Origin of the sequence: Bacillus sp. FSL K6-2841 (assembly GCF_037976435.1) — a bacterium.
Classification (GTDB): Bacteria; Bacillota; Bacilli; order Bacillales; family Bacillaceae; genus Bacillus; species Bacillus pumilus.
Genome location: NZ_CP150266.1, coordinates 633,490 through 654,056 on the forward strand (window position 1 = coordinate 633,490; position 20,567 = coordinate 654,056).

A 20,567-nucleotide genomic window follows, 5' to 3' on the forward strand; every position below is an offset into this window, starting at 1 on the left:
ATAGATGGATGATGAAATAGTTCTGCTTTTACAGTTAGTTAAAAAGAATGGAAATGTAGAAAATTTAACTAAACACGGATATCAGTACTCTCAAATAGCTACTATGATAAATATCGGTTTAGAGAACAAGTTAGTTGAATTTAATATTAATGGTGTAATCCTGACCAATATAGGAGAAAATTTATTGGTTGAATATAATAAAAAGCTAGGGAGGAAAAATTCAGAGGCAATAATTAGTCCCCAAAAAGAGTATTTTCTTGAAGAAAGAAGAAGTAAATATGATATATATTTACCTGAAAATATATAATTTTTAAAATAGTCCGATTAGACTTTTTGTGATGTTTATTTCACACGTTTGGCGAGTCGCCAAGCGAAGAAGAACTGTATTTTCAAGCCTTGTGTTAATAAACTTTTCCATTTCTCAGAGCTCAATTCCAAAGTTTATTAACACACTACGGCTAACGCCTCCGTGGCATACTGAAATCTAGAGCTTCCAGTATGGCAAGATAGCCTAATTGAATGGTAATTGGACAGATACATATGGTGATTTTATGAAATGGGAAGAATATAAAACGAAATTTTATCATTATGCGATATTTGAAGGAAAAAATCAAGAATATATAGATAAATGTCTGGGTTATGCTAAAAAACTATTTGATCAAGGTCTTCCGATAATTTATGATCAGTTACACCTGTCATTATTAGTAGGCTACGAAGAAAAATACTTATTGAAAGTTTCAAATTCACAAGAATTATTTTATAGGGAATTTGACATTCTTAAGAAAAATAAAAGAGAGTATAGAACTATTTCAGAACCGTTACCTAACCTTAAAAATATTCAGCGATGGATATTAAGTGAATTATTATCTAATTTAGAGCCAAGTGAATATTCCAAAGCTTTCAGGGCAGGATTTTCAATTAAAGACAATGCAAGATTTCATAGAAGACAACCAAAATTACTTACTATCGATATTAAGGATTATTTTGGATCAATAAATTTTAATAAAGTTTATTTATTCTATAGGAATTTAGGATACAGTAAACAGGTTTCAGTTATGTTAGCAAATCTATGTACTCTAAATAATGGGCTTCCGCAAGGATCACCAACAAGTCCAATGTTGTCTAATTTAATAACAAAAAGGTTAGATATAAGAATTTCTGGTTTTTGCAAAAAGCATGATATTAGATACACTAGATATGCAGATGATTTAACATTTTCAGGTGATTTTAATGAAGGTTTCATAATAAAATTTGTAAAACAACTACTTCAATCTGAGGGATTTACAATTAACGAATCTAAAACAAGGGTTCGGAAAAAAAATCAGAGGCAAGAAGTAACTGGAATTGTAGTCAACGAAAAAATGCAAGCATCTAGGAAATATAGAAGAGACTTTAGACAGAGCATGTACTATGTCAAAAGATATGGCCTTGATTCACATGTTAAAAGAATTAATAATTTAAATAAACTCAATTATCTTTATCACTTATTAGGAATGGCTAATTTTATTAACGATATTAATCCAAATGATAAGGAAGTAAAAGAAGATTACCAATATCTTAAGAACTTACTACTAAAGATAAGTAGTAATGAGTAGTTTTTTCTAAGTTGGTTACCCTATTTAGGTTTCTTTTTTTAAGTGTTAAATATTTCAAGTGAGGAACTTTAGTTTGTAGGTATTTTAGGCGTTGAATAGTAATTTGTTAAACAACAAATGCACCTAAAATAGATTATTAATAATATTAATAGACTTTAATTTTTATTAAACTTATCATGAAATGGACATTTGTTCTGTTATCAATTAAATAGCTTGGCATTCGGCCAAGCTACTCTTCATCAATTTTTATAAATTCACCTTAATCATTTCTCTCAAATGCACGTAGAAGTTCTTCTTCCACTATTTGCAGAATTCATCCATTTTGAACAGTACTCCGATCCGATACATGGAAGGTTATCAAGGATATTGATTGAATCATCATCTTCATATCCGGTGAAAACTCTTCATCCGGAATCATGCTCTTCGTATGAAGGGTCTCTTAGCATAAAGATGAATTCTTTTTTTCAAGAACATACTTACTTACAATAATTTTTGAATTAAAGTAATATTCTTGTAGAGAGGATACAGGATCTTTGTATGTGTATAATAAATATGGTCTATTTTTAAAGTACTCTCTTGTTCAATGTCATATATTTAACTCATTTCGTTAGAAAATCGGATCTGTATATCTTTTAGTTCATCATAAAATTTGAAGTGTCGTAATTTCAATTCGTCACATGTTTTTTTGATGATCCATTTGCCTCGTTCTTCAATTCTAATATTCACTTTATGTAGATACTCAATTAATTCCTCTTGATTTTGAGGTGTTAATTGTTTGGGTTTCTTTATATTCAAGAAATGACCTTCCCAAAATTCACTCACTGTCCATTCTTTATCATTGTTTACATATGGTTGAAGAAAGTATGTTTCGACAAAATTTCTCCAACATCCCATTGATTTGAAAAAATAAAAAAATGATTGTAATGTCACATCCCAATAATCTTGAGAGAATTTGTATCGACTATTATTCATCCAATGAGGTATTACAGTGAAATTTCCAATACTATGAGATAAAGTCGCGAATTTTTCAAACGCCGAAATATTATTTTTTACTAATTCAAAGTTTTTGAAATTGTCATTAGTAATTAATAAAGGGCATTGATTTATAAGAGCTTTTTGTGGATTAACGCCAATTTCATTGTAAACAGTGTTTTTATTACTTGAGTTAATCACACTATTTTTAAAAGTTGTCCAAAACGAATTCATTGTTTCCCCTCGAAGTAAATTATGACTGTCCAAATAAAGCTTTGATTCAAGCTTTGGATCATTCTCTGTTCCCCATAATAACTGATAAATATGAAATGGTTCTTTATCACAATCAGCTCTATTACCAGTTTTTCCTGTAACGTTAGAGATTCCAACATCTTTGAGTTGATGATTTTTATACTCTAACATGAGCCTGATAGGTGAGATGTTTTTTATCGGCTTACTGATATAACTTTGTTTGAAATCCCATTCCCACGGCTTTAATTCAAATTTTTCACACTGTCTAAACCATGATTCTATGCGAGTTTTAGTCTCCATTTTTCCTCCCAATTATTGCGTGATTAAATGAATATCAAATGAATATGAATTTTATTTGCAATTGTAATCCCTCTTCAAAATCGCATACATAAACACATCATCAAACCCATTCTGACCAAGATCATACTCCCTTAATAAACCCTCTCGAACAAAATCAACATTCTCCAATAATTGAACAGAAGACGTATTTGCTGGATCAATAATCGCTTCAATCCGGTTCAGGTTCATTTCCTGAAATCCATATCGTAACACAGCAGCAATCGCTTCGCTCATGATGCCTTTTCTCCAATGATCGTGGTGTAATTCATAGCCAATTTCGGTGCGGTAGTGCTGTTTTTCTAGATTGAGAAAGCCGCAGCTGCCGATGATCGCAGGATCTTCTTTTAAAGAAATGCCCCACCTGATGCCTGTTTGTTCTTTGAAGATATTGTCATACCACTTGATTTCTCCTTTTGTGTCTTCGATGGATTTATGAGCATCAATGCCCATGTAGCGGCACACGGTTTCATTGGATAAATAGATATGCATATCCTCAGAGTCTTCGATCGTTGCTTGTTTTAAGATTAGTCTTTCGGTATGAATTGTTGGAAATGATTGCGGAAAGGTCATTTTGTTCATGTGTTTATCCTCCATGTGATGTCTTTTGTTCTGTACATGCCTTACAATAAAAAACCCCTTCATTCCTCAGCCAAGCCTTCACCTCTGTCATTCCTTTTCTCTTTGGATAGACCAGCTTAACGTACACTTCTTCGTTTCCTTCTATCTTTTTCTGACAGCTAGCACACGTGGGTTCTTCGAATCGAAACAATCGACATACTCCTTTTTGTAGATATTTCTTCCATTATATCAAAAGTTCAAGTTGCACTTTCGACTCCAATCTTCACTTTCTCTATTTTTATCCGACATATGCTAAGTAAAAGAAATGTCCGTTTGTTGAAACCGTTTGAGAGAAAGCTTGCTCTAACAGGTGTAGGAGGTGTGAGTGAGATGAAGCAAGTGCGTCTAATTAAAAAAGCACAAAAAGGGAATGTCCCGGCATTTGAGAAATTAATGCTGATGTATCAGGAGCGTTTATATAAAACGGCTTTTCTCTACACAAGAAATAAAGAGGATTCGTTAGATGCTGTTCAGGAGACGGTATTTAAAGCGTTTAAGCATCTATCTGGCTTGAAAGAACCAGCTTATTTTTCTAGCTGGCTGACTCGGATTTTGATTCATACAATTTTTGCGATGAAGAAAAAGCAGCAAGATGTTGTTCCGTTTGATCAGCAGCACGAAAGCGTTGAGCGGAATGATTTTCTGGAAGACAAGCTAGATTTAAAACATGCACTTGATGTGTTAGACGAGCAATACCAGATTGTGATTCAGCTATTTTATTTTCAAGATTATTCGATTTCAATGATTTCTCAGCAGATGGGTATGCCTGAAGGAACGATTAAAACTCATTTGTATCGAGCAAGAAAGTTATTAAAGCAAACGTTGGAAAAGGAGGAGAGTGTCGATGGAACGAAAAGAAATGAAAAAGCTCTATGATGAGATTGATGTACCAATGGTTGAAGTGACCTCCGCGATTCGTCAAGCCATTGGGGATGTGAAAGCGGAAAAGAAACGACGTTGGTTCACATGGAATTGGAGAACGCCAATATACTCTGTCATCATACTAATCGTTCTTTATTTTTCATCAGGCTTCCTTTTTCCTTCTCTTAATACAGCGATGGCACGAGTCCCGATTATTGGACAGTTTTATATGATGTTTCACGATAAAGTAGGAATGTCTCTTTTTCAGAGTGATTTGGTGAAGCATGTCAATGAGGGGGCTGAATCAAGAGGGGTTACTGTGAAAGTAAACAGTGTGTACTATGATGCTGGGCGGCTTGTTTATACGTTTACTGTGGAGAATTTCCATACAAAAGAAGATGTTGTATCGTTTAGAGTGAATCCAGAAAAAATCGATGGAAACTTTCAACTGAATTTTGATAAAACAGAGTTAAAAAAATTAAAAGATGGCCGCTATGTTGGGCAGACGGAAGTCTATACAAATGGACAAACGATCAAACAAGGTCAACAAGTACCGCTTGTTATTACGAAGATTGGGGATATTGTAGGAAATTGGCGCTTCAAGTTACCTGTGGTCAAGCAAAAAACCACTTTATTAGCGGGACAAAAAGACGTGTCTATTTTAAATGGACGTTATCAAATAAGAAACGTAAAGGTAGAAAATGGAGTGAATGGCTCTGCTATTCAATATGCCATTGATTACAATGGTTTTGCCAAAGATGATAAATTCAGTATAAATGGGATGAAGGATAATTTAGGAAATGAGTATCAGCTTGAGATTGGAACCGTTTTAAGAAAGAAACAACTGACTTCTGACAAAACTAGAAAAGATCATTTGACGATTTTGAATCAACCGATTAATCCAAAGGCGACTGAATTGACATTTTACACGGATGTGAGAAACGAACGAGAATACAGCCACATCATTCCTCTTCAGACAAAGCTGCCTATTCAGTTCAAAACAAAACACCATGGCATCGGAATCAAAATCAATAAGATAGAGCAAAAAGACCGTTCTGTGATCGTTGATTATCAATTTACTGGAGTAGATCAAAAAGAATTAGATCAGGATGTGATGGAGAATATAGGTGAATTCATTGGATTAGGCGATGTTGAAAAGATGAAATCATGGCCCGATCCACAAGCAGACTATGAAAGCGGATATTACTTGAAGGGGAACCATGCGAAAGTGACGAATTTAAAGACAGCTGCCATGCAATCCACCTTTGAATTTGATGATAAGAATCTAGAGACTTTATCATTAAACCATTTTTCTTTTAAAGAATATGGTCTTTATCTTGATTTGTCAGAACTGAATATGTTGGCACCGCACAAAGAAATAAAGGTAACCATTCCAGTCAAAAAAGAAACATCAAAAGCTAGTCAATAAATAAAAGAGCGAACATGGTTATACATGTTCGCTTTTTGCCTGCTTTTGGGCCAGCCGATTACGATGGAACGAGTACCGAATCAACATGAATGCGACAAAACTTGCTAAACCGCCAATCCAGCTTAAGTTCGTGACATTTGTATATTGTATAATCACACCGCCCATTGACGATCCGAGCATCATGCCGATATTCATAATCGCTGTATTAAAACTCAGCACGGTTTCTGATGCTTGGGGTTTTAGAGAGATGAGGTAAAACTGCTTCGCCGGAGTTGTCGTCCATGTAGCGATGCCCCATATGGCAAGCGTAATCAAGATGCTTATTGTAGAGAATTGCGTAAAGAATATGGCAAAGAGAGCGAGCATCTGGATCATGATGCTGATCGAGATGGTTCGGTTTGGTCCCCATTGATCAACGGCGAAGCCGCCAAATCGTGAGCCTATAAAAGCAGCGATTCCTAAAATGAGTAAGGCGATACTTGTCATTTCAAGAGAGAAGCCAGCAGTCTGTCGTAATAAAGGCGAGATATAAGCGAATACCATTGTGTAGCCTAAGATCCAAAAGACGGTCGTGGCTAATCCGCTGATCACCCTGCTATCTTGAAGGAGATGTAATTGCTGCTTCAATGGCATATGTGAATGTCCCTCCATGCGTGGCAGTAATTGATAAAGCAGTAGTAAAAGACAAGCAGTACCTAGTGCAATGATGAGAAAAATATAATGCCAATCCACATGACCTGATAAAAATGTGCCAATAGGGACACCAAGTACGAGTGAAACGGTAAAACCAGTAATGACCGTTGCCATTGCGCTTCCCTTTTTTTCTGGAGGGGCGATCTGCGCTGCATAATTCGTGGCGACGACAATATATAAGCCGCCACTCATGGCCATGATGACTCGGGATAGCAGGAGCAGCACAAAGTGATGGCTAAAAAAGGCGACCACATTGCCTAAGATAAACACAAAAATAGCCGATAACAGAACCTTTTTTCGGTTCAATTTCGATGTTGCCATCACTAAAAAGAGAGCACCTACTGCATAAAAGAGAGAGTAAATGGTGATAAGCTGCCCGGCAGCAGGAATGGAGATGTGTAAATCAACAGCAATGATATCTAGAATGCCAGACACAACGAATTCTGACGTGCCTGTGACGAATGAACCGACAGCTAAAAGAATAATCAATAGCTGATATGATGTGTTTTTCATTTTTGAACCCTTCCTTCAATTTGATACGTTGTATTTAGTTTAAATTCCGTGCTAACATAAGTAAAATTGATGTTTTTCATGAAGGAGATGAGTGAATACTCATGAGCTTTGTTCGCTTTGATATTATCGCAAAAGTGGTCGAGCTTGGCAGTTTTACCGCAGCAGCTGAAGCATTAAATATGACGCAGTCCGCGGTGAGTCATGCGGTGGCGAGTTTAGAAACGGAGTGGGGTGTGTCCTTATTCATTCGTGATCGAAAAAAGGGCATCATGCTGACAGATATCGGTCAAACGCTTCTCCCGCATATTAGAGAAGTGTTAAATAGGGTGGAGAAGATCCAGCAGGAAATTGCGTTAACGAAAAATATCGAAACGGGCTTGATTCGTATCGGAACTTTTGCCAGTGCATCAGCTTGTTTATTGCCTAAGCTGCTTGTGAGCTATCAGAAAAAGCATCCGAAAATCGAATTTAAATTTTATGAGGGAACGTATGAAGAAATATTGGAGTGGCTAGACTCTGGCATCATTGATGTTGGTTTTGTTGTGAAAGGTCATGCAGATGAAGCCTTTGACTTGCTGCCGCTGATCAAAGATGAGATGGTGGTCGCCTATCATCCAAATCATCGTTTTCACCAGCAGTCCATTGTAGACATCACAGATTTGGCGGATGAACCATTTATTATGCCGACTGGCATGTATCAATCACATGTAGAGGATATTTTTTCTGAGGCTCAATTGAAGCCAGCTACTTTATTTGAAGTACACGATTGTACGACCATTGCTCGTATGGTTGGGGAAGGGCTTGGTGTCACGATAGGCCCTGAGCTGTTTTTAAAAACGCAGCAGCTTGTGCATATTCGTCAGTTGAATGTGTCTCATCACCGTGAGGTTGCGCTTGCCTGTCCGTCTCTCTCCCAAGCTTCTCCGGCAGTGAAAGAGTTTTTCCATGTAGCCGAAGCAGTTTTTGCAAAAGAGAAGGATTTGGAGAAGGGTGTATAAAGAACTAGATGTGATTTTCCAAATTCGTGTAATAAGACGAATGAAGCGGACATTTCTTTGAAAAATGTTCGCTTTTCGTATTGTGTTTTAAAAATGAAGTTGGTACAATAGACACAGAAATCAAATAGATAGAAGTCGTATAATAGCGGGGATATGGCCCGCAAGTTTCTACCAAGCTACCGTAAATAGCTTGACTACGTCAATTCACACTCGTTTGATATAAATCATGCATTGTTCTTGTTTTATGTCACCGTCTGAATTCACATATGTAGTCAAGCGTCCCAAAACTGTTGGGGCGTTTTTTATTTGACTTGTGAATGGGGCAGACTAAAGCAAAAGGACATGAAGGGAGTCAGTTGGCTTGAAACAGTTTTTTCAATTTGATGAGTTAGGAACGAATTACCGCAGAGAAATCATCGGTGGTTTAACCACATTTTTGTCGATGGCTTACATTTTGTTTGTCAATCCGATCACACTTGCTTTAGTGTCGGTACCGGATTTTCCAGATAAATTACGAATTGATCAGGGCGCTGTCTTTACTGCGACGGCGTTAGCCTCTGCCGCAGGGTGTATTCTGATGGGGCTGATTGCCAGGTATCCAATTGCGATTGCCCCAGGTATGGGCTTGAATGCCTTTTTCGCCTTTTCGGTTGTTCTTGGCATGGGCATCACATGGGAAGCAGCACTTTCTGGTGTATTTGTTTCAGGATTGATTTTCGTTGCCCTTTCTTTAACAGGTTTCCGTGAAAAAATCATCAATGCCATTCCGGCTGAGCTAAAGCTGGCGGTTGGTGCAGGTATTGGTCTATTCATTACGTTTGTCGGTCTGCAAGGCTCTGGCATAATTGCCAATAACGATAATACGCTCGTTTCCATTGGGAACATTCATAGTGGTCCTGTCTTATTAACGGTGTTTGGTATCGTGGTGACTGTCATTTTAATGGTTCTGCGAGTGAATGCAGGTGTCTTCATTGGGATGCTTGTGACAGCTATTGCAGGAATGATTGTTGGTCTTGTCCCAGTACCGACGCAAATTGTGGGAAGTATTCCAAGCTTATCTCCAACCTTTGGACAAGCCTTGATTCACTTGCCAGACATCTTCTCGATTCAAATGCTTGTCGTGATTTTAACGTTCTTATTCGTTGGGTTCTTTGATACAGCAGGAACGCTTGTGGCTGTTGCAACCCAAGCTGGTTTAATGAAAAATAATGAGCTGCCGCGTGCAGGAAGAGCACTTCTAGCGGATTCATCTTCAATCGTTGTAGGTTCTATTCTTGGAACATCGACGACAACATCTTATGTTGAATCTAGCTCAGGTGTTGCTGCTGGTGCACGTTCAGGATTTGCAGCTGTCGTGACAGGTATTTTCTTCTTGCTTGCGATGTTCTTCTCGCCGCTTTTATCCATCGTTACAAAGAATGTGACAGCACCTGCTTTAATCATTGTTGGTGCACTGATGGTCGCTCCGCTTGCGAAGATTGCATGGGATCGTTTTGAAATTGCCGTACCAGCGTTCTTAACGATGATTATGATGCCACTCACATACAGTATTGCAACAGGGATTGCGGTTGGCTTTATTTTCTACCCGATTACGATGATCTTTAAAGGGAAAGCCAAAGAAATACATCCGATTATGTACGGATTGTTTGTGATCTTTATTCTCTACTTTGCTTTCTTAAATCATTAATGGTTCGCCTGAAACAGCAGCTCATGGAAGCTGCTGTTTTTTTGTTTTGCCCTAATTTTCTTGCCATTTTAAAACCTCTGATGCCCTTTAGCCGTCTATTCGTATGAACGTCAAGGAATCTTGACTGAACAGAGAGACTCCGCTACTTTAAGAGGAGTCATCCTTACAGGTCATTCGTATGAGCCTGTAAGGATTGTGCTGGATAGGAGTTGATATGAGATGTTAGAAAAAGATGAAGAGCAAAGTACATCAGACGTAAAAAATGAAGAGCCATCAATAGATCAAGAAACGAGACAATCCCGTCTTAGCAGAAGCGCCGCAAAACGTGGAAGAACGTCGAAAGTAAAAGCGGCAGCCGATGATGAGCGTTCTACCATTCAGCGCATGCTGCAAGGTGTAGGAGGCGCGTTTAAGCGCTATGGCTCATATGGACTTGCGATGTTAAAATCACCGAGTCGGGCCATCAATCAAGCGGAAACATTACGGATGAAGTACGCCTGGATCTCGATTGTGTTATTCAGCGTGTTTTTTGCTTTAGGCAACTATGTTCAATTAAAGGCGTCAAAGACTCGTTTATTAGGCTTTGGCATTCATTACTCTTTTGGTGACGCCTTTTTGAGGGTAGCGGTCTTTACACTCATTCTGCTCACATTGATGATGCTGACCGTCTGGTTACTCGGAAAATACATGTTAAAAGGAAACATATCACTGAAAGAAGTGATCATGAAGTTTGGTGCCGCACTTGTACCGGTTTTGGTTTTATCTATCCTTTGGCTTGTATTTGCCATGCTGAATATTCCATATGTGACGGTCATTTTATCTGTGATGATGTTTTTTGGTCTCCAGTTGATTGCGGTCGTGCTGTTTCGCTCGATTCAATCGGAGCATGAAGCGGTGCGCGGTGATTTGATGTATGCCGGCTGGATCTTTTTATTGGTGGAGCTTGTCATCATTGCACTGCTCTGGGGCATTGTCGGAGAGTATTTGATTCCTTCACTTGTGCCTGTTCGATTTGGATAATACACACGCTGAAAACCTCCTTTTTTGAAAAAGGAGGTTTTCATGTTGAGAAGAGGAAAAAACGGGTAAACTCTTGGTAACAAAGACCACCGTTCTTGTCGAAAGATATATGTGTTTTTCTCGCGCAAATTTGATTGTATCAAGGTATGTTCTCTAGTAGAATATGGGGTGCTTTATTTGATTTTTTAGTGCAGGGGGTTCGAATCGTGCTTCAACAACTTTTATCCAATGCGTTCACCATGGTTTTGATCATTTTAGTGATTAATATTGTCTATGTCTCTTTTTCCACCATGCGTTTGATTTTAACAATGAAAGGCAGACGGTACGCAGCAGCTTTTGCTGGTACGATTGAAATGCTGATTTATGTGATTGGATTAAGTATCGTACTTGATAACTTAGATCAAATCCAAAATGTCATTGCGTATGCGTTAGGTTATGGGATGGGGATCATTGTCGGGATGAAAATTGAAGAGAAGCTGGCACTTGGCTACACAACTGTTAACGTGATCACAAAAGAATTAGATGTCGATCTCCCAAGGCAATTGAGAGAAAAAGGATATGGTGTCACCAGCTGGGTAGCAGGCGGTCTTGAAGGAGACCGGACAGCATTGCAAATTTTAACACCGAGAAAATATGAACTGCAATTATATGAAACGATTAAAACGCTGGATTCAAAGGCATTTATCATTTCATATGAGCCCAAATCGATTCATGGCGGCTTCTGGGTGAAGGCTGTGAAGAAAAGGAGAATTAAAGAATGACCGCAAAACCAAAGAAGAAGAAATTCTATGTGGAAGACAACATGACGATCGATCAAGTGTTGTCCCAGATGGCAGCGGAAGGCTACTCGCCTGTCCGACGAATGGAGGAGCCCATTTTTCAGGAAAAGAAGGAAAATGGGTCGATTCAGATCATTCCGATTGGGAAAAAAATCGTATTTGAAGGAAAAATAGTCTAAATCCGAACATTAAAACGACGACTTCATAGATTGTTCGATAAATCCGTTGACATCATGAACATCCGTTGTTAAGATAAACATGAATTCAAAACACGAACCTCATATAATCTTGGGAATATGGCCCATAAGTTTCTACCCAGTTACCGTAAATGACTGGACTATGCAGGATAGTGAACAAAACTGACATGGCGTTTCAAAAGCGAACAGCGCTTACCATGGCCCGGTTTGTGTTGCTTCCTAACAATGCAATGCAAATCGGGCCTTTTTGTTCGGCGTTTGACAAGCTGCTTAGGTTTGGGAAGCGTGTCAAACGATACAAAATCGAATATCAGCTTAAAGGTGGGGACAAAATGAAGCCGCTTGTAGGTGTCATCATGGGAAGTACATCTGATTGGGAAACAATGAAAAATGCGTGCGATATCTTAGAGGAATTAGACATTCCGTACGAAAAACAGGTCGTATCCGCACACCGGACACCTGACTTGATGTTTGAATATGCGGCAGAAGCAAGAGGTAAAGGACTAAAAGTCATCATTGCCGGTGCTGGAGGCGCAGCACATTTACCGGGGATGGTCGCAGCAAAAACGACACTGCCGGTCATTGGTGTGCCCGTACAATCAAAAGCACTAAATGGGCTGGATTCCTTATTATCCATCGTTCAAATGCCAGGCGGTGTACCAGTTGCGACAGTGGCGATTGGCAAAGCCGGTGCAACAAATGCAGGCCTTCTAGCCGCACAAATGATTTCAGCTTTTGATGAAACAATCGCTGCTCGCCTTGAGGAAAGAAGAGAGCAAACAAAACAGACTGTACTAGAAAGCAGTGATCAGCTTGGCTAAGCAGACCATTTTTCCAAACGCAACCATCGGTATTATCGGCGGAGGACAGCTTGGCAGATATATGGCCGTCAGCGCAAAGCAAATGGGGTACCGAGCAGCTGTATTAGACCCAGTCGCACAATCTCCTTGTGGACAGGTTGCTGATACAGAAATCACAGCTGCATATAGTGATCTGGATGGAATCAGACAGCTCGCAGAAATCAGCGATGTCGTGACATATGAATTTGAAAATATTGATTACGATGCACTTAATCAATTGAAGGAAGAAGCCAATTTGCCGCAAGGAAGTGAACTTCTTCTTTTAACGCAAAATCGTGAAACGGAGAAAAAAGGGATTGTAGATGCAGGCTGTGAAGTTGCGCCTTATCGCATCGTTCATGATGAAAAAGAGCTGGAAGACGCAGTAACTGTACTTGGTTTGCCAGCCGTTTTGAAAACATGCAGAGGCGGCTACGACGGAAAAGGGCAGTATGTGATCAAGGAAACAGGACAGCTTCACGAAGCATCTGAATTGCTCACACATGGAACTTGTATTTTAGAAAGCTGGGTCCCATTTCAAATGGAGCTCTCGGTGATCGTCACTCGTTCTATTCATGGGGAGATTGCGGTATTCCCAGTCGCTGAGAACATTCATAAGCACAACATTTTGTTCCAGAGCATTGTGCCTGCAAGAGTTGATGAAAGCATTCAGGAGAAGGCAAAAGTGCTGGCAACGACACTGGCTGAAAAGCTTGGGCTAGTGGGGACACTTGCTGTAGAACTGTTCCTGACAAACGAAGGAGAGCTGCTCGTCAATGAACTGGCGCCTCGCCCGCATAATTCTGGTCATTATACGCTCGATTTATGTGAGACGAGCCAGTTTGAACAGCACGTTCGCGCGATATGCGGTTTACCGCTTGGCGGCACAGCCCTTTTGTCAGAGGGCATGATGGTGAACTTATTAGGCAATGAAGTAGACATCCCAATAGAGCATCCTGAGCTTCTCAAAGAAGCGAAGCTTTATCTATATGGAAAGCATGAAGTAAAAGCCGGCCGCAAAATGGGGCATATGACATTTATGAAACAGCTTGATGATGAATGGATGACAAACATCACAAAGATATGGACTGAAAGAGATGGAGGAAACGGGAAATGATCGAACGTTACGCACGACCAGAAATGTCAGCAATCTGGACAGAGGAAAACAAATTTAATGCATGGCTTGAAGTAGAAATTCTCGCTTGTGAAGCTTGGGCAGAGCTTGGTGTTATTCCAAAAGAAGACGTTGTGACTATGCGTAAGAATGCAAGCTTTGATATTGATCGTATTTTAGAGATTGAACAAGACACGCGCCATGACGTGGTTGCCTTTACGCGTGCTGTATCTGAATCTCTAGGAGAAGAAAGAAAGTGGGTTCATTACGGGCTAACATCTACAGACGTAGTGGATACGGCGCTTTCATATCTATTAAAGCAGGCAAACGATATCTTGCTCAAGGACATTGAGAGATTTGTTGACATCCTAAAAGAAAAAGCGAAAGAGCATAAATACACTGTCATGATGGGACGTACACACGGTGTACACGCTGAACCGACAACATTTGGCCTGAAGCTTGGTCTTTGGTACGAAGAAATGAAGCGTAACCTAGAACGTTTTAAACAAGCAAAAGCCGGTATCGAATTTGGTAAAATTTCTGGGGCTGTTGGCACATATGCGAACATCGACCCGTTTGTTGAGCAATATGTATGTGAGAAGCTTGGCATCAAAGCTGCACCAATCTCCACCCAAACCTTGCAGCGTGATCGTCATGCCGATTACATGGCTACTCTTGCACTCGTCGCAACAAGCATTGAGAAATTTGCTGTTGAAATCCGTGGTCTTCAAAAGAGTGAAACACGTGAAGTAGAAGAGTTCTTCGCAAAAGGACAAAAGGGATCATCAGCAATGCCGCATAAACGGAACCCAATCGGTTCTGAAAATATGACGGGAATTGCCCGCGTCATCCGTGGATATATGCTGACAGCTTATGAAAATGTACCACTTTGGCATGAGCGTGATATTTCTCATTCGTCTGCTGAACGCATCATTTTACCAGATGCAACGATTGCACTGAACTACATGCTAAACCGTTTCTCAAACATTGTGAAAAACTTGACGGTCTTCCCTGAGAACATGAAACGCAACATGGACCGCACACTTGGCTTGATTTACTCACAGCGTGTTCTTCTTGCATTAATCGATACAGGCATGGCACGTGAAGAGGCATATGATACGGTTCAGCCAAAGGCAATGGAAGCGTGGGAGAAGCAAGTGCCATTCCGTTCATTAGTAGAAGCGGAGGAAAAAATCACATCACGCTTAACACCTGAACAAATCGCTGACTGCTTCGATTACAACTATCACTTGAAAAATGTCGATATGATTTTCGAACGTCTAGGTCTTGTGTAAGAAAAGGGCCACCTGCTTGTCAGGTGCCCAATCCTGAAAATTGCCAACATTCAAATTAGGAGGCCAACCTGAATGACTGTGAAACAAGAACTTCTCTACGAAGGCAAAGCGAAAAAAATCTATCAGACCGATGACGAGCAAATTTTATATGTTGAATATAAAGACTCAGCGACAGCATTTAACGGCGAAAAGAAAGCTGAAATCGAAGGCAAAGGCAGACTGAACAACGAAATTTCAAGCTTAATCTTTCAAATGCTGCATGAGAAAGGGATCAACAATCACTTTGTGAAACGCCTTTCTGAAACAGAGCAGCTCATTCAAAAGGTACAGATTGTGCCGCTTGAAGTGGTTGTGCGAAATGTGGTGGCAGGCAGTATGTCAAAGCGCCTTGGCATTCCAGAGGGAACAAAACTGGATACACCATTGATCGAGTTTTACTACAAAGATGATGCACTCGGCGATCCGCTCATTACAGAAGATCATATTCGCATTTTACATGCAGCGACACCAGAGCAGGTCGAGGAAATGAAACAGATCACAAGACAAGTCAATGAAGAGTTAAAGCAAATCTTTTCAGACTGCCATGTGAATTTAATTGATTTCAAGCTTGAATTCGGAATAGATCACGAGAATCGTATTTTGCTAGCTGATGAGATTTCACCTGATACGTGCAGGCTTTGGGACAAAGAGACAAACGAAAAGCTTGATAAAGACGTGTTCAGACGAAACCTGGGCGGCTTAACAAATGCATACGAAGAAATTTTCAAAAGACTTGGAGGCCATAAACATGTATAAAGTGAAAATTTTTGTCAGCTTAAAAGAGAGCGTTCTTGATCCACAAGGAAGTGCCGTGCAGCACGCCTTGCACAGCATGTCTTATCAGGAAGTAAAGGATGTCCGTATCGGAAAATACATGGAGCTTGTCATTGAAAAATCAGATCGTGATTTAGACACAGTCGTCAAAGAAATGTGCGAAAAATTACTGGCCAACACGGTGATTGAAGATTACCGCTATGAGGTGGAGGAGGTTGTCGCACAGTGAAGTTTGCAGTGATCGTCTTGCCTGGCTCTAACTGTGATATCGATATGTACCATGCGATTCAAGATGAGTTAGGTGAACAAGTTGAATATGTATGGCACGACGAAACGAGTCTAGACGGATTTGACGGTGTACTCGTACCAGGCGGTTTCTCTTATGGGGATTACTTAAGATGCGGTGCGATTGCTCGCTTTTCAAACATCATGCCGGCGGTGAAAAAAGCAGCTGCGGAAGGAAAGCCTGTTCTTGGTGTTTGTAACGGGTTCCAAATTCTTCAGGAGCTTGGCATTCTTCCAGGTGCGATGAGACGAAATAAAGACTTAAAATTTATCTGTCGTCCAGTTGAACTCATTGTAGAGAACAACGAAACGCAATTTACAAGCGGCTATCTAAAAGGCGAATCCATTTCGGTTCCTGTAGCGCACGGTGAAGGAAACTTCTACTGTGATGAAGACACTTTAGCGAAGCTTATTGAAAATAACCAAATCGCTTTCACTTACGGAGACGATATTAACGGCAGTGTCAATCGAATTGCAGGTATTACGAATGAAGAGGGCAATGTACTCGGCATGATGCCGCACCCTGAGCGCGCGGTGGATTCATTACTAGGCAGCGCAGACGGACTTAAATTGTTTCAATCTATCGTGAAAAATTGGAGGGACACTCATGTCACTACTGCTTGAACCAAGTCACAAGCAAATTAAAGAAGAGAAATTGTATCAGCAAATGGGATTGAGTGATGAAGAATTCGCTTTAATCGAATCCATTATTGGCAGGCTGCCAAACTACACAGAAACGGGTATTTTTTCTGTCATGTGGTCAGAGCATTGCAGTTATAAAAACTCAAAGCCTGTTTTAAGCAAATTCCCGACAAAAGGAGAGCATGTTCTTCAAGGTCCAGGGGAAGGCGCTGGAATCGTTGATATTGGAGACAACCAAGCGGTTGTATTTAAAATCGAATCACATAACCATCCATCTGCGATTGAACCGTATCAAGGAGCAGCTACTGGTGTCGGCGGAATTATCCGTGATGTATTCTCCATGGGTGCGCGTCCAATTGCTGTACTAAACTCTCTTCGTTTTGGTGAACTGACTTCACCGCGTGTGAAGTACTTGTTTGAAGAAGTAGTGGCAGGGATCGCAGGCTATGGAAACTGTATCGGAATTCCTACAGTCGGCGGAGAAGTTCATTTTGATCAAAGCTATGAAGGCAATCCGCTCGTGAATGCGATGTGTGTTGGTTTAATCAATCATGAGGACATCAAAAAAGGGCAGGCAAAAGGTGTCGGCAACACGGTGATGTATGTTGGTGCTAAAACGGGACGTGACGGTATTCACGGTGCAACATTTGCGTCTGAAGAATTTTCTGATGAATCAGAAGAAAAACGTTCAGCGGTTCAAGTCGGTGATCCATTCATGGAAAAACTTTTGCTTGAAGCGTGCCTTGAAGTCATCAAAAACGATGCGCTCGTTGGAATTCAAGATATGGGAGCGGCTGGCTTAACAAGCTCAAGTGCGGAAATGGCGAGTAAAGCAGGATCTGGGATTGAGATGAATTTAGACCTCATTCCGCAGCGTGAAACAGGCATGTCCGCATACGAAATGATGCTGTCTGAATCACAAGAGAGAATGCTTCTAGTCATTGAAAAAGGCCGTGAGCAAGAAATCATTGATATTTTCGAAAAATACGATCTTGAAGCGGTATCAGTCGGTCATGTGACAGACGATAAAATGCTTCGTTTACTCCATCAAGGTGAAGTGGTGTGTGAGCTTCCTGTTGACGCTCTTGCAGAAGAAGCACCGGTTTATCATAAGCCGTCAAGTGAGCCTGCATACTATCGTGAGTTTTTAGAAACAAAAGTGGAAGCTCCAGCGATCACAGATGCAGCACAGACATTAAAGCAGCTCCTTCAGCAGCCAACGATTGCAAGTAAAGAATGGGTCTATGATCAGTATGACTACATGGTTCGGACAAATACCGTCGTTGCACCGGGCTCTGATGCTGGCGTTTTAAGAATCCGCGGAACGAAAAAAGCCCTAGCGATGACAACAGATTGTAACGCGCGCTATCTCTACCTTGATCCAGAGGTCGGCGGGAAAATCGCCGTCGCAGAAGCAGCACGTAACATTGTCTGCTCAGGCGCTCGTCCGCTAGCAGTGACAGATAACCTAAACTTCGGTAACCCAGAGAAACCAGAAATTTTCTGGCAAATTGAAAAGTCTGCTGACGGGATTAGCGAAGCTTGCCGCACGCTAAGCACACCAGTGATCGGTGGGAACGTCTCTTTATATAACGAATCAAGTGGAACAGCGATTTACCCAACTCCAGTTATTGGGATGGTTGGTTTGGTTGAAGATACTGCTCATATTACGACTCAATCGTTCAAGCAGGCTGGCGATGTGATTTTCGTCATTGGTGAGACAAAAGAAGAATTTGCAGGCAGTGAGCTTCAAAAGATGACAGAAGGCCGTATTTACGGAAAAGCACCAGAAATTGATTTGAACGTAGAGCTAGCGCGTCAAGAAGCTTTGCTAGCTGCGATTCAAAACGGTCTCGTTCAATCAGCACACGATGTGTCTGAAGGCGGACTTGGTGTAGCACTTGCTGAAAGTACATTTGGAACTGACGGACTTGGTGCAGATATCCAAATCGATTTAAACAGCGAAGCTTCATTATTCAGTGAAACACAGTCACGTTTTGTTGTCACAGTGAAACCGGAGCACCGCGAAGCGTTTGCTGCGGCTGTCAAAGATGCGAAAGAAGTTGGAACGGTGACAAATGATGGTGTGTTTACTGTCAAAAATCAAGAAGGACAACAATGGATTCATGCAGCGGTCAACGAGCTTGAACGTGCATGGAAAGGAGCGATCCCATGCTTGCTGAAATCAGAGGCTTAAATGAAGAGTGTGGTGTCTTTGGGGTTTGGGGACACGAAGAAGCCCCGCAAATCACATATTACGGATTGCATAGCCTTCAGCACCGAGGACAAGAAGGTGCGGGAATCATTGCAACAGATGGTGAGAACCTGACGTCACACAAAGGCCTTGGACTGATTACGGAAGTCTTTCAAAACGGTGAGCTAAAGGATTTGAAAGGAAAAGGTGCGATTGGACATGTTCGGTATGCGACAGCAGGTGGAGGCGGCTTTGAAAATGTGCAGCCCCTCTTCTTCCGTTCGCAAAACAATGGCAGCCTTGCCCTTGCTCATAATGGAAACTTAGTGAATGCAACGCAGTTAAAGCAGCAGCTAGAAAACCAAGGGAGTATTTTTCAGACCTCTTCTGATACCGAAGTGCTGGCTCATTTAATTAAGCGCAGTGGGCATATGGAATTAAAAGAGCAGATCAAAAATGCACTGTCCATGCTTAAGGGAGCCTATGCTTTCTTAATCATGACGGAAACAGAAATGATCGTGGCGCTTGATCCGAACGGTTTACGCCCGCTTTCACTTGGTATGCTTGGGGATGCTTATGTTGTCGCTTCTGAAACTTGTGCATTTGATGTTGTCGGTGCCACGTATTTACGTGATGTGGAGCCTGGCGAAATGCTGATTATTAATGATGAAGGCCTCAAATCTGAGCGCTTCTCGATGAACATTAACCGCAGCATGTGCAGCATGGAATACATTTATTTCTCAAGACCTGACAGCAATATTAACGGTATCAATGTGCATAGTGCGAGAAAGAATCTTGGCAAAAAGCTTGCTGAGGAAGCACATGTCGAAGCAGATGTTGTGACAGGTGTACCAGATTCCAGTATTTCTGCAGCGATTGGATATGCCGAAGCAACAGGTATTCCGTATGAGCTCGGATTGATTAAAAATCGTTATGTCGGCCGGACATTTATCCAGCCGTCTCAAGCATTGCGTGAGCAGGGCGTACGGATGAAACTGTCTGCTGTACGCGGTGTAGTCGAAGGAAAGCGTGTCGTGATGGTGGATGATTCCATCGTACGCGGGACAACAAGCCGCAGAATTGTCACGATGCTAAGAGAAGCGGGTGCGACGGAAGTCCATGTACGTATTAGTTCACCGCCAATCGCACATCCATGTTTTTATGGGATTGATACATCCACACACGAAGAGCTAATTGCGTCATCTCATTCAGTGGAAGAAATTAGACAGGAAATCGGTGCAGACACCATTGCATTTTTATCTGTAGACGGTTTAATGGACGGGATTGGCAGAAAGTATGATGATCCGCAGCGCGGTCAGTGTTTGGCATGCTTTACTGGGAAATACCCGACTGAAATATATGAAGATACGGTTCTTCCGCATGTGAAGGAAACGGTCCTGACGAAATAATCGAATAAAGGAGCAGCAGTCAA

The 20,567-nt window shown here is 40.9% G+C and carries 21 protein-coding genes and 2 riboswitches; of the genes, 17 read left to right on the forward strand and 4 right to left on the reverse strand.

Going from position 1 to position 20,567, the window contains the following annotated elements:
* Positions 1–4 precede the first annotated feature (4 nt).
* Both MHH68_RS03180 and MHH68_RS03185 read left to right on the forward strand, forming a co-directional pair.
* A complete protein-coding gene (locus tag MHH68_RS03180; RefSeq protein WP_339165080.1) occupies positions 5–307 on the forward strand; it encodes a hypothetical protein in 303 nt (100 codons plus the stop codon).
* A 208-nt stretch (positions 308–515) separates the two neighbouring features.
* On the forward strand, positions 516–1,595 hold the full coding sequence (locus MHH68_RS03185) for a retron St85 family RNA-directed DNA polymerase (protein ID WP_339165082.1): 1,080 nt from the start codon (positions 516–518) through the stop codon (positions 1,593–1,595).
* A 594-nt stretch (positions 1,596–2,189) separates the two neighbouring features.
* Here MHH68_RS03185 and MHH68_RS03190 read toward each other — a convergent pair.
* From MHH68_RS03190 to MHH68_RS03200, 3 genes are read right to left on the reverse strand one after another with little or no spacing between them, the layout of a single operon-like run.
* Positions 2,190–3,119 carry a hypothetical protein gene (locus tag MHH68_RS03190; protein WP_339165084.1) on the reverse strand — a complete coding sequence of 310 codons (930 nt, stop codon included), beginning with the start codon at positions 3,117–3,119 and terminating at the stop codon, positions 2,190–2,192.
* 51 nt (positions 3,120–3,170) lie between these two features.
* Positions 3,171–3,737 (reverse strand): GNAT family protein, encoded by a 567-nt coding sequence (locus MHH68_RS03195; protein ID WP_339165085.1) that lies wholly within the window; start codon positions 3,735–3,737, stop codon positions 3,171–3,173.
* A gap of 4 nt (positions 3,738–3,741) precedes the next feature.
* A complete protein-coding gene (locus tag MHH68_RS03200; protein ID WP_012009130.1) occupies positions 3,742–3,927 on the reverse strand; it encodes a hypothetical protein in 186 nt (61 codons plus the stop codon).
* A 179-nt stretch (positions 3,928–4,106) separates the two neighbouring features.
* On the opposite strand from MHH68_RS03200, the gene MHH68_RS03205 reads away from it, so the two are divergent.
* Positions 4,107–4,652, forward strand: coding sequence for a sigma-70 family RNA polymerase sigma factor (locus MHH68_RS03205; protein WP_058015540.1), 546 nt, complete (start codon positions 4,107–4,109; stop codon positions 4,650–4,652).
* The gene (locus MHH68_RS03210) at positions 4,621–6,066 is read left to right on the forward strand and encodes a DUF4179 domain-containing protein (RefSeq protein ID WP_339165087.1); all 1,446 of its coding nucleotides are present in this window, start codon (positions 4,621–4,623) and stop codon (positions 6,064–6,066) included. The genes MHH68_RS03205 and MHH68_RS03210 overlap by 32 nt, the downstream gene beginning before the upstream one ends.
* A gap of 18 nt (positions 6,067–6,084) precedes the next feature.
* Here MHH68_RS03210 and MHH68_RS03215 read toward each other — a convergent pair whose 3' ends face one another.
* Positions 6,085–7,272: an MFS transporter gene (locus tag MHH68_RS03215; protein WP_339165089.1), complete on the reverse strand. Its 1,188-nt coding sequence runs from the start codon at positions 7,270–7,272 to the stop codon at positions 6,085–6,087.
* A gap of 101 nt (positions 7,273–7,373) precedes the next feature.
* Between MHH68_RS03215 and MHH68_RS03220 the strand changes: the two genes are divergently transcribed.
* The 13 genes from MHH68_RS03220 (at position 7,374) to purF (ending at position 20,544) form a co-directional block, all read left to right on the forward strand.
* Positions 7,374–8,270 carry a LysR family transcriptional regulator gene (locus MHH68_RS03220; RefSeq protein WP_253622898.1) on the forward strand — a complete coding sequence of 299 codons (897 nt, stop codon included), beginning with the start codon at positions 7,374–7,376 and terminating at the stop codon, positions 8,268–8,270.
* A 115-nt stretch (positions 8,271–8,385) separates the two neighbouring features.
* Positions 8,386–8,487, forward strand: a riboswitch (purine riboswitch).
* A 144-nt stretch (positions 8,488–8,631) separates the two neighbouring features.
* Positions 8,632–9,957 carry an NCS2 family permease gene (locus MHH68_RS03225; protein ID WP_058015536.1) on the forward strand — a complete coding sequence of 442 codons (1,326 nt, stop codon included), beginning with the start codon at positions 8,632–8,634 and terminating at the stop codon, positions 9,955–9,957.
* 219 nt (positions 9,958–10,176) lie between these two features.
* A complete protein-coding gene (locus MHH68_RS03230) occupies positions 10,177–10,977 on the forward strand; it encodes a hypothetical protein (protein ID WP_339165092.1) in 801 nt (266 codons plus the stop codon).
* A gap of 206 nt (positions 10,978–11,183) precedes the next feature.
* On the forward strand, positions 11,184–11,738 hold the full coding sequence (locus MHH68_RS03235) for a DUF2179 domain-containing protein (RefSeq protein ID WP_024424505.1): 555 nt from the start codon (positions 11,184–11,186) through the stop codon (positions 11,736–11,738).
* Positions 11,735–11,935, forward strand: a complete 201-nt coding sequence (locus MHH68_RS03240) for an NETI motif-containing protein (RefSeq protein WP_012009137.1) — start codon at positions 11,735–11,737, stop codon at positions 11,933–11,935. The genes MHH68_RS03235 and MHH68_RS03240 overlap by 4 nt, the downstream gene beginning before the upstream one ends.
* Before the next feature lie 79 nt (positions 11,936–12,014).
* Positions 12,015–12,116: riboswitch (purine riboswitch) on the forward strand.
* Between the two features lie 169 nt (positions 12,117–12,285).
* Positions 12,286–12,774 (forward strand): 5-(carboxyamino)imidazole ribonucleotide mutase, encoded by a 489-nt coding sequence (gene purE / locus MHH68_RS03245; RefSeq protein WP_058015578.1) that lies wholly within the window; start codon positions 12,286–12,288, stop codon positions 12,772–12,774.
* Positions 12,767–13,909, forward strand: a complete 1,143-nt coding sequence (gene purK, locus MHH68_RS03250) for a 5-(carboxyamino)imidazole ribonucleotide synthase (RefSeq protein WP_339165094.1) — start codon at positions 12,767–12,769, stop codon at positions 13,907–13,909. Before purE ends, purK begins: the two co-directional genes overlap by 8 nt.
* Positions 13,906–15,201 carry an adenylosuccinate lyase gene (gene purB, locus MHH68_RS03255; RefSeq protein WP_058015533.1) on the forward strand — a complete coding sequence of 432 codons (1,296 nt, stop codon included), beginning with the start codon at positions 13,906–13,908 and terminating at the stop codon, positions 15,199–15,201. The genes purK and purB overlap by 4 nt, the downstream gene beginning before the upstream one ends.
* A gap of 72 nt (positions 15,202–15,273) precedes the next feature.
* Positions 15,274–15,996 carry a phosphoribosylaminoimidazolesuccinocarboxamide synthase gene (gene purC / locus MHH68_RS03260; RefSeq protein ID WP_061406993.1) on the forward strand — a complete coding sequence of 241 codons (723 nt, stop codon included), beginning with the start codon at positions 15,274–15,276 and terminating at the stop codon, positions 15,994–15,996.
* The gene (gene purS / locus MHH68_RS03265) at positions 15,989–16,243 is read left to right on the forward strand and encodes a phosphoribosylformylglycinamidine synthase subunit PurS (protein ID WP_003214349.1); all 255 of its coding nucleotides are present in this window, start codon (positions 15,989–15,991) and stop codon (positions 16,241–16,243) included. The genes purC and purS overlap by 8 nt, the downstream gene beginning before the upstream one ends.
* Positions 16,240–16,923, forward strand: coding sequence for a phosphoribosylformylglycinamidine synthase subunit PurQ (purQ, locus tag MHH68_RS03270; RefSeq protein WP_058015531.1), 684 nt, complete (start codon positions 16,240–16,242; stop codon positions 16,921–16,923). Before purS ends, purQ begins: the two co-directional genes overlap by 4 nt.
* Positions 16,907–19,138, forward strand: a complete 2,232-nt coding sequence (gene purL / locus MHH68_RS03275) for a phosphoribosylformylglycinamidine synthase subunit PurL (protein WP_339165098.1) — start codon at positions 16,907–16,909, stop codon at positions 19,136–19,138. The genes purQ and purL overlap by 17 nt, the downstream gene beginning before the upstream one ends.
* Complete coding sequence (gene purF, locus MHH68_RS03280) at positions 19,114–20,544, forward strand: amidophosphoribosyltransferase (RefSeq protein WP_339165100.1); 1,431 nt, start codon at positions 19,114–19,116, stop codon at positions 20,542–20,544. Before purL ends, purF begins: the two co-directional genes overlap by 25 nt.
* The last annotated feature ends 23 nt before the right edge of the window (positions 20,545–20,567 follow it).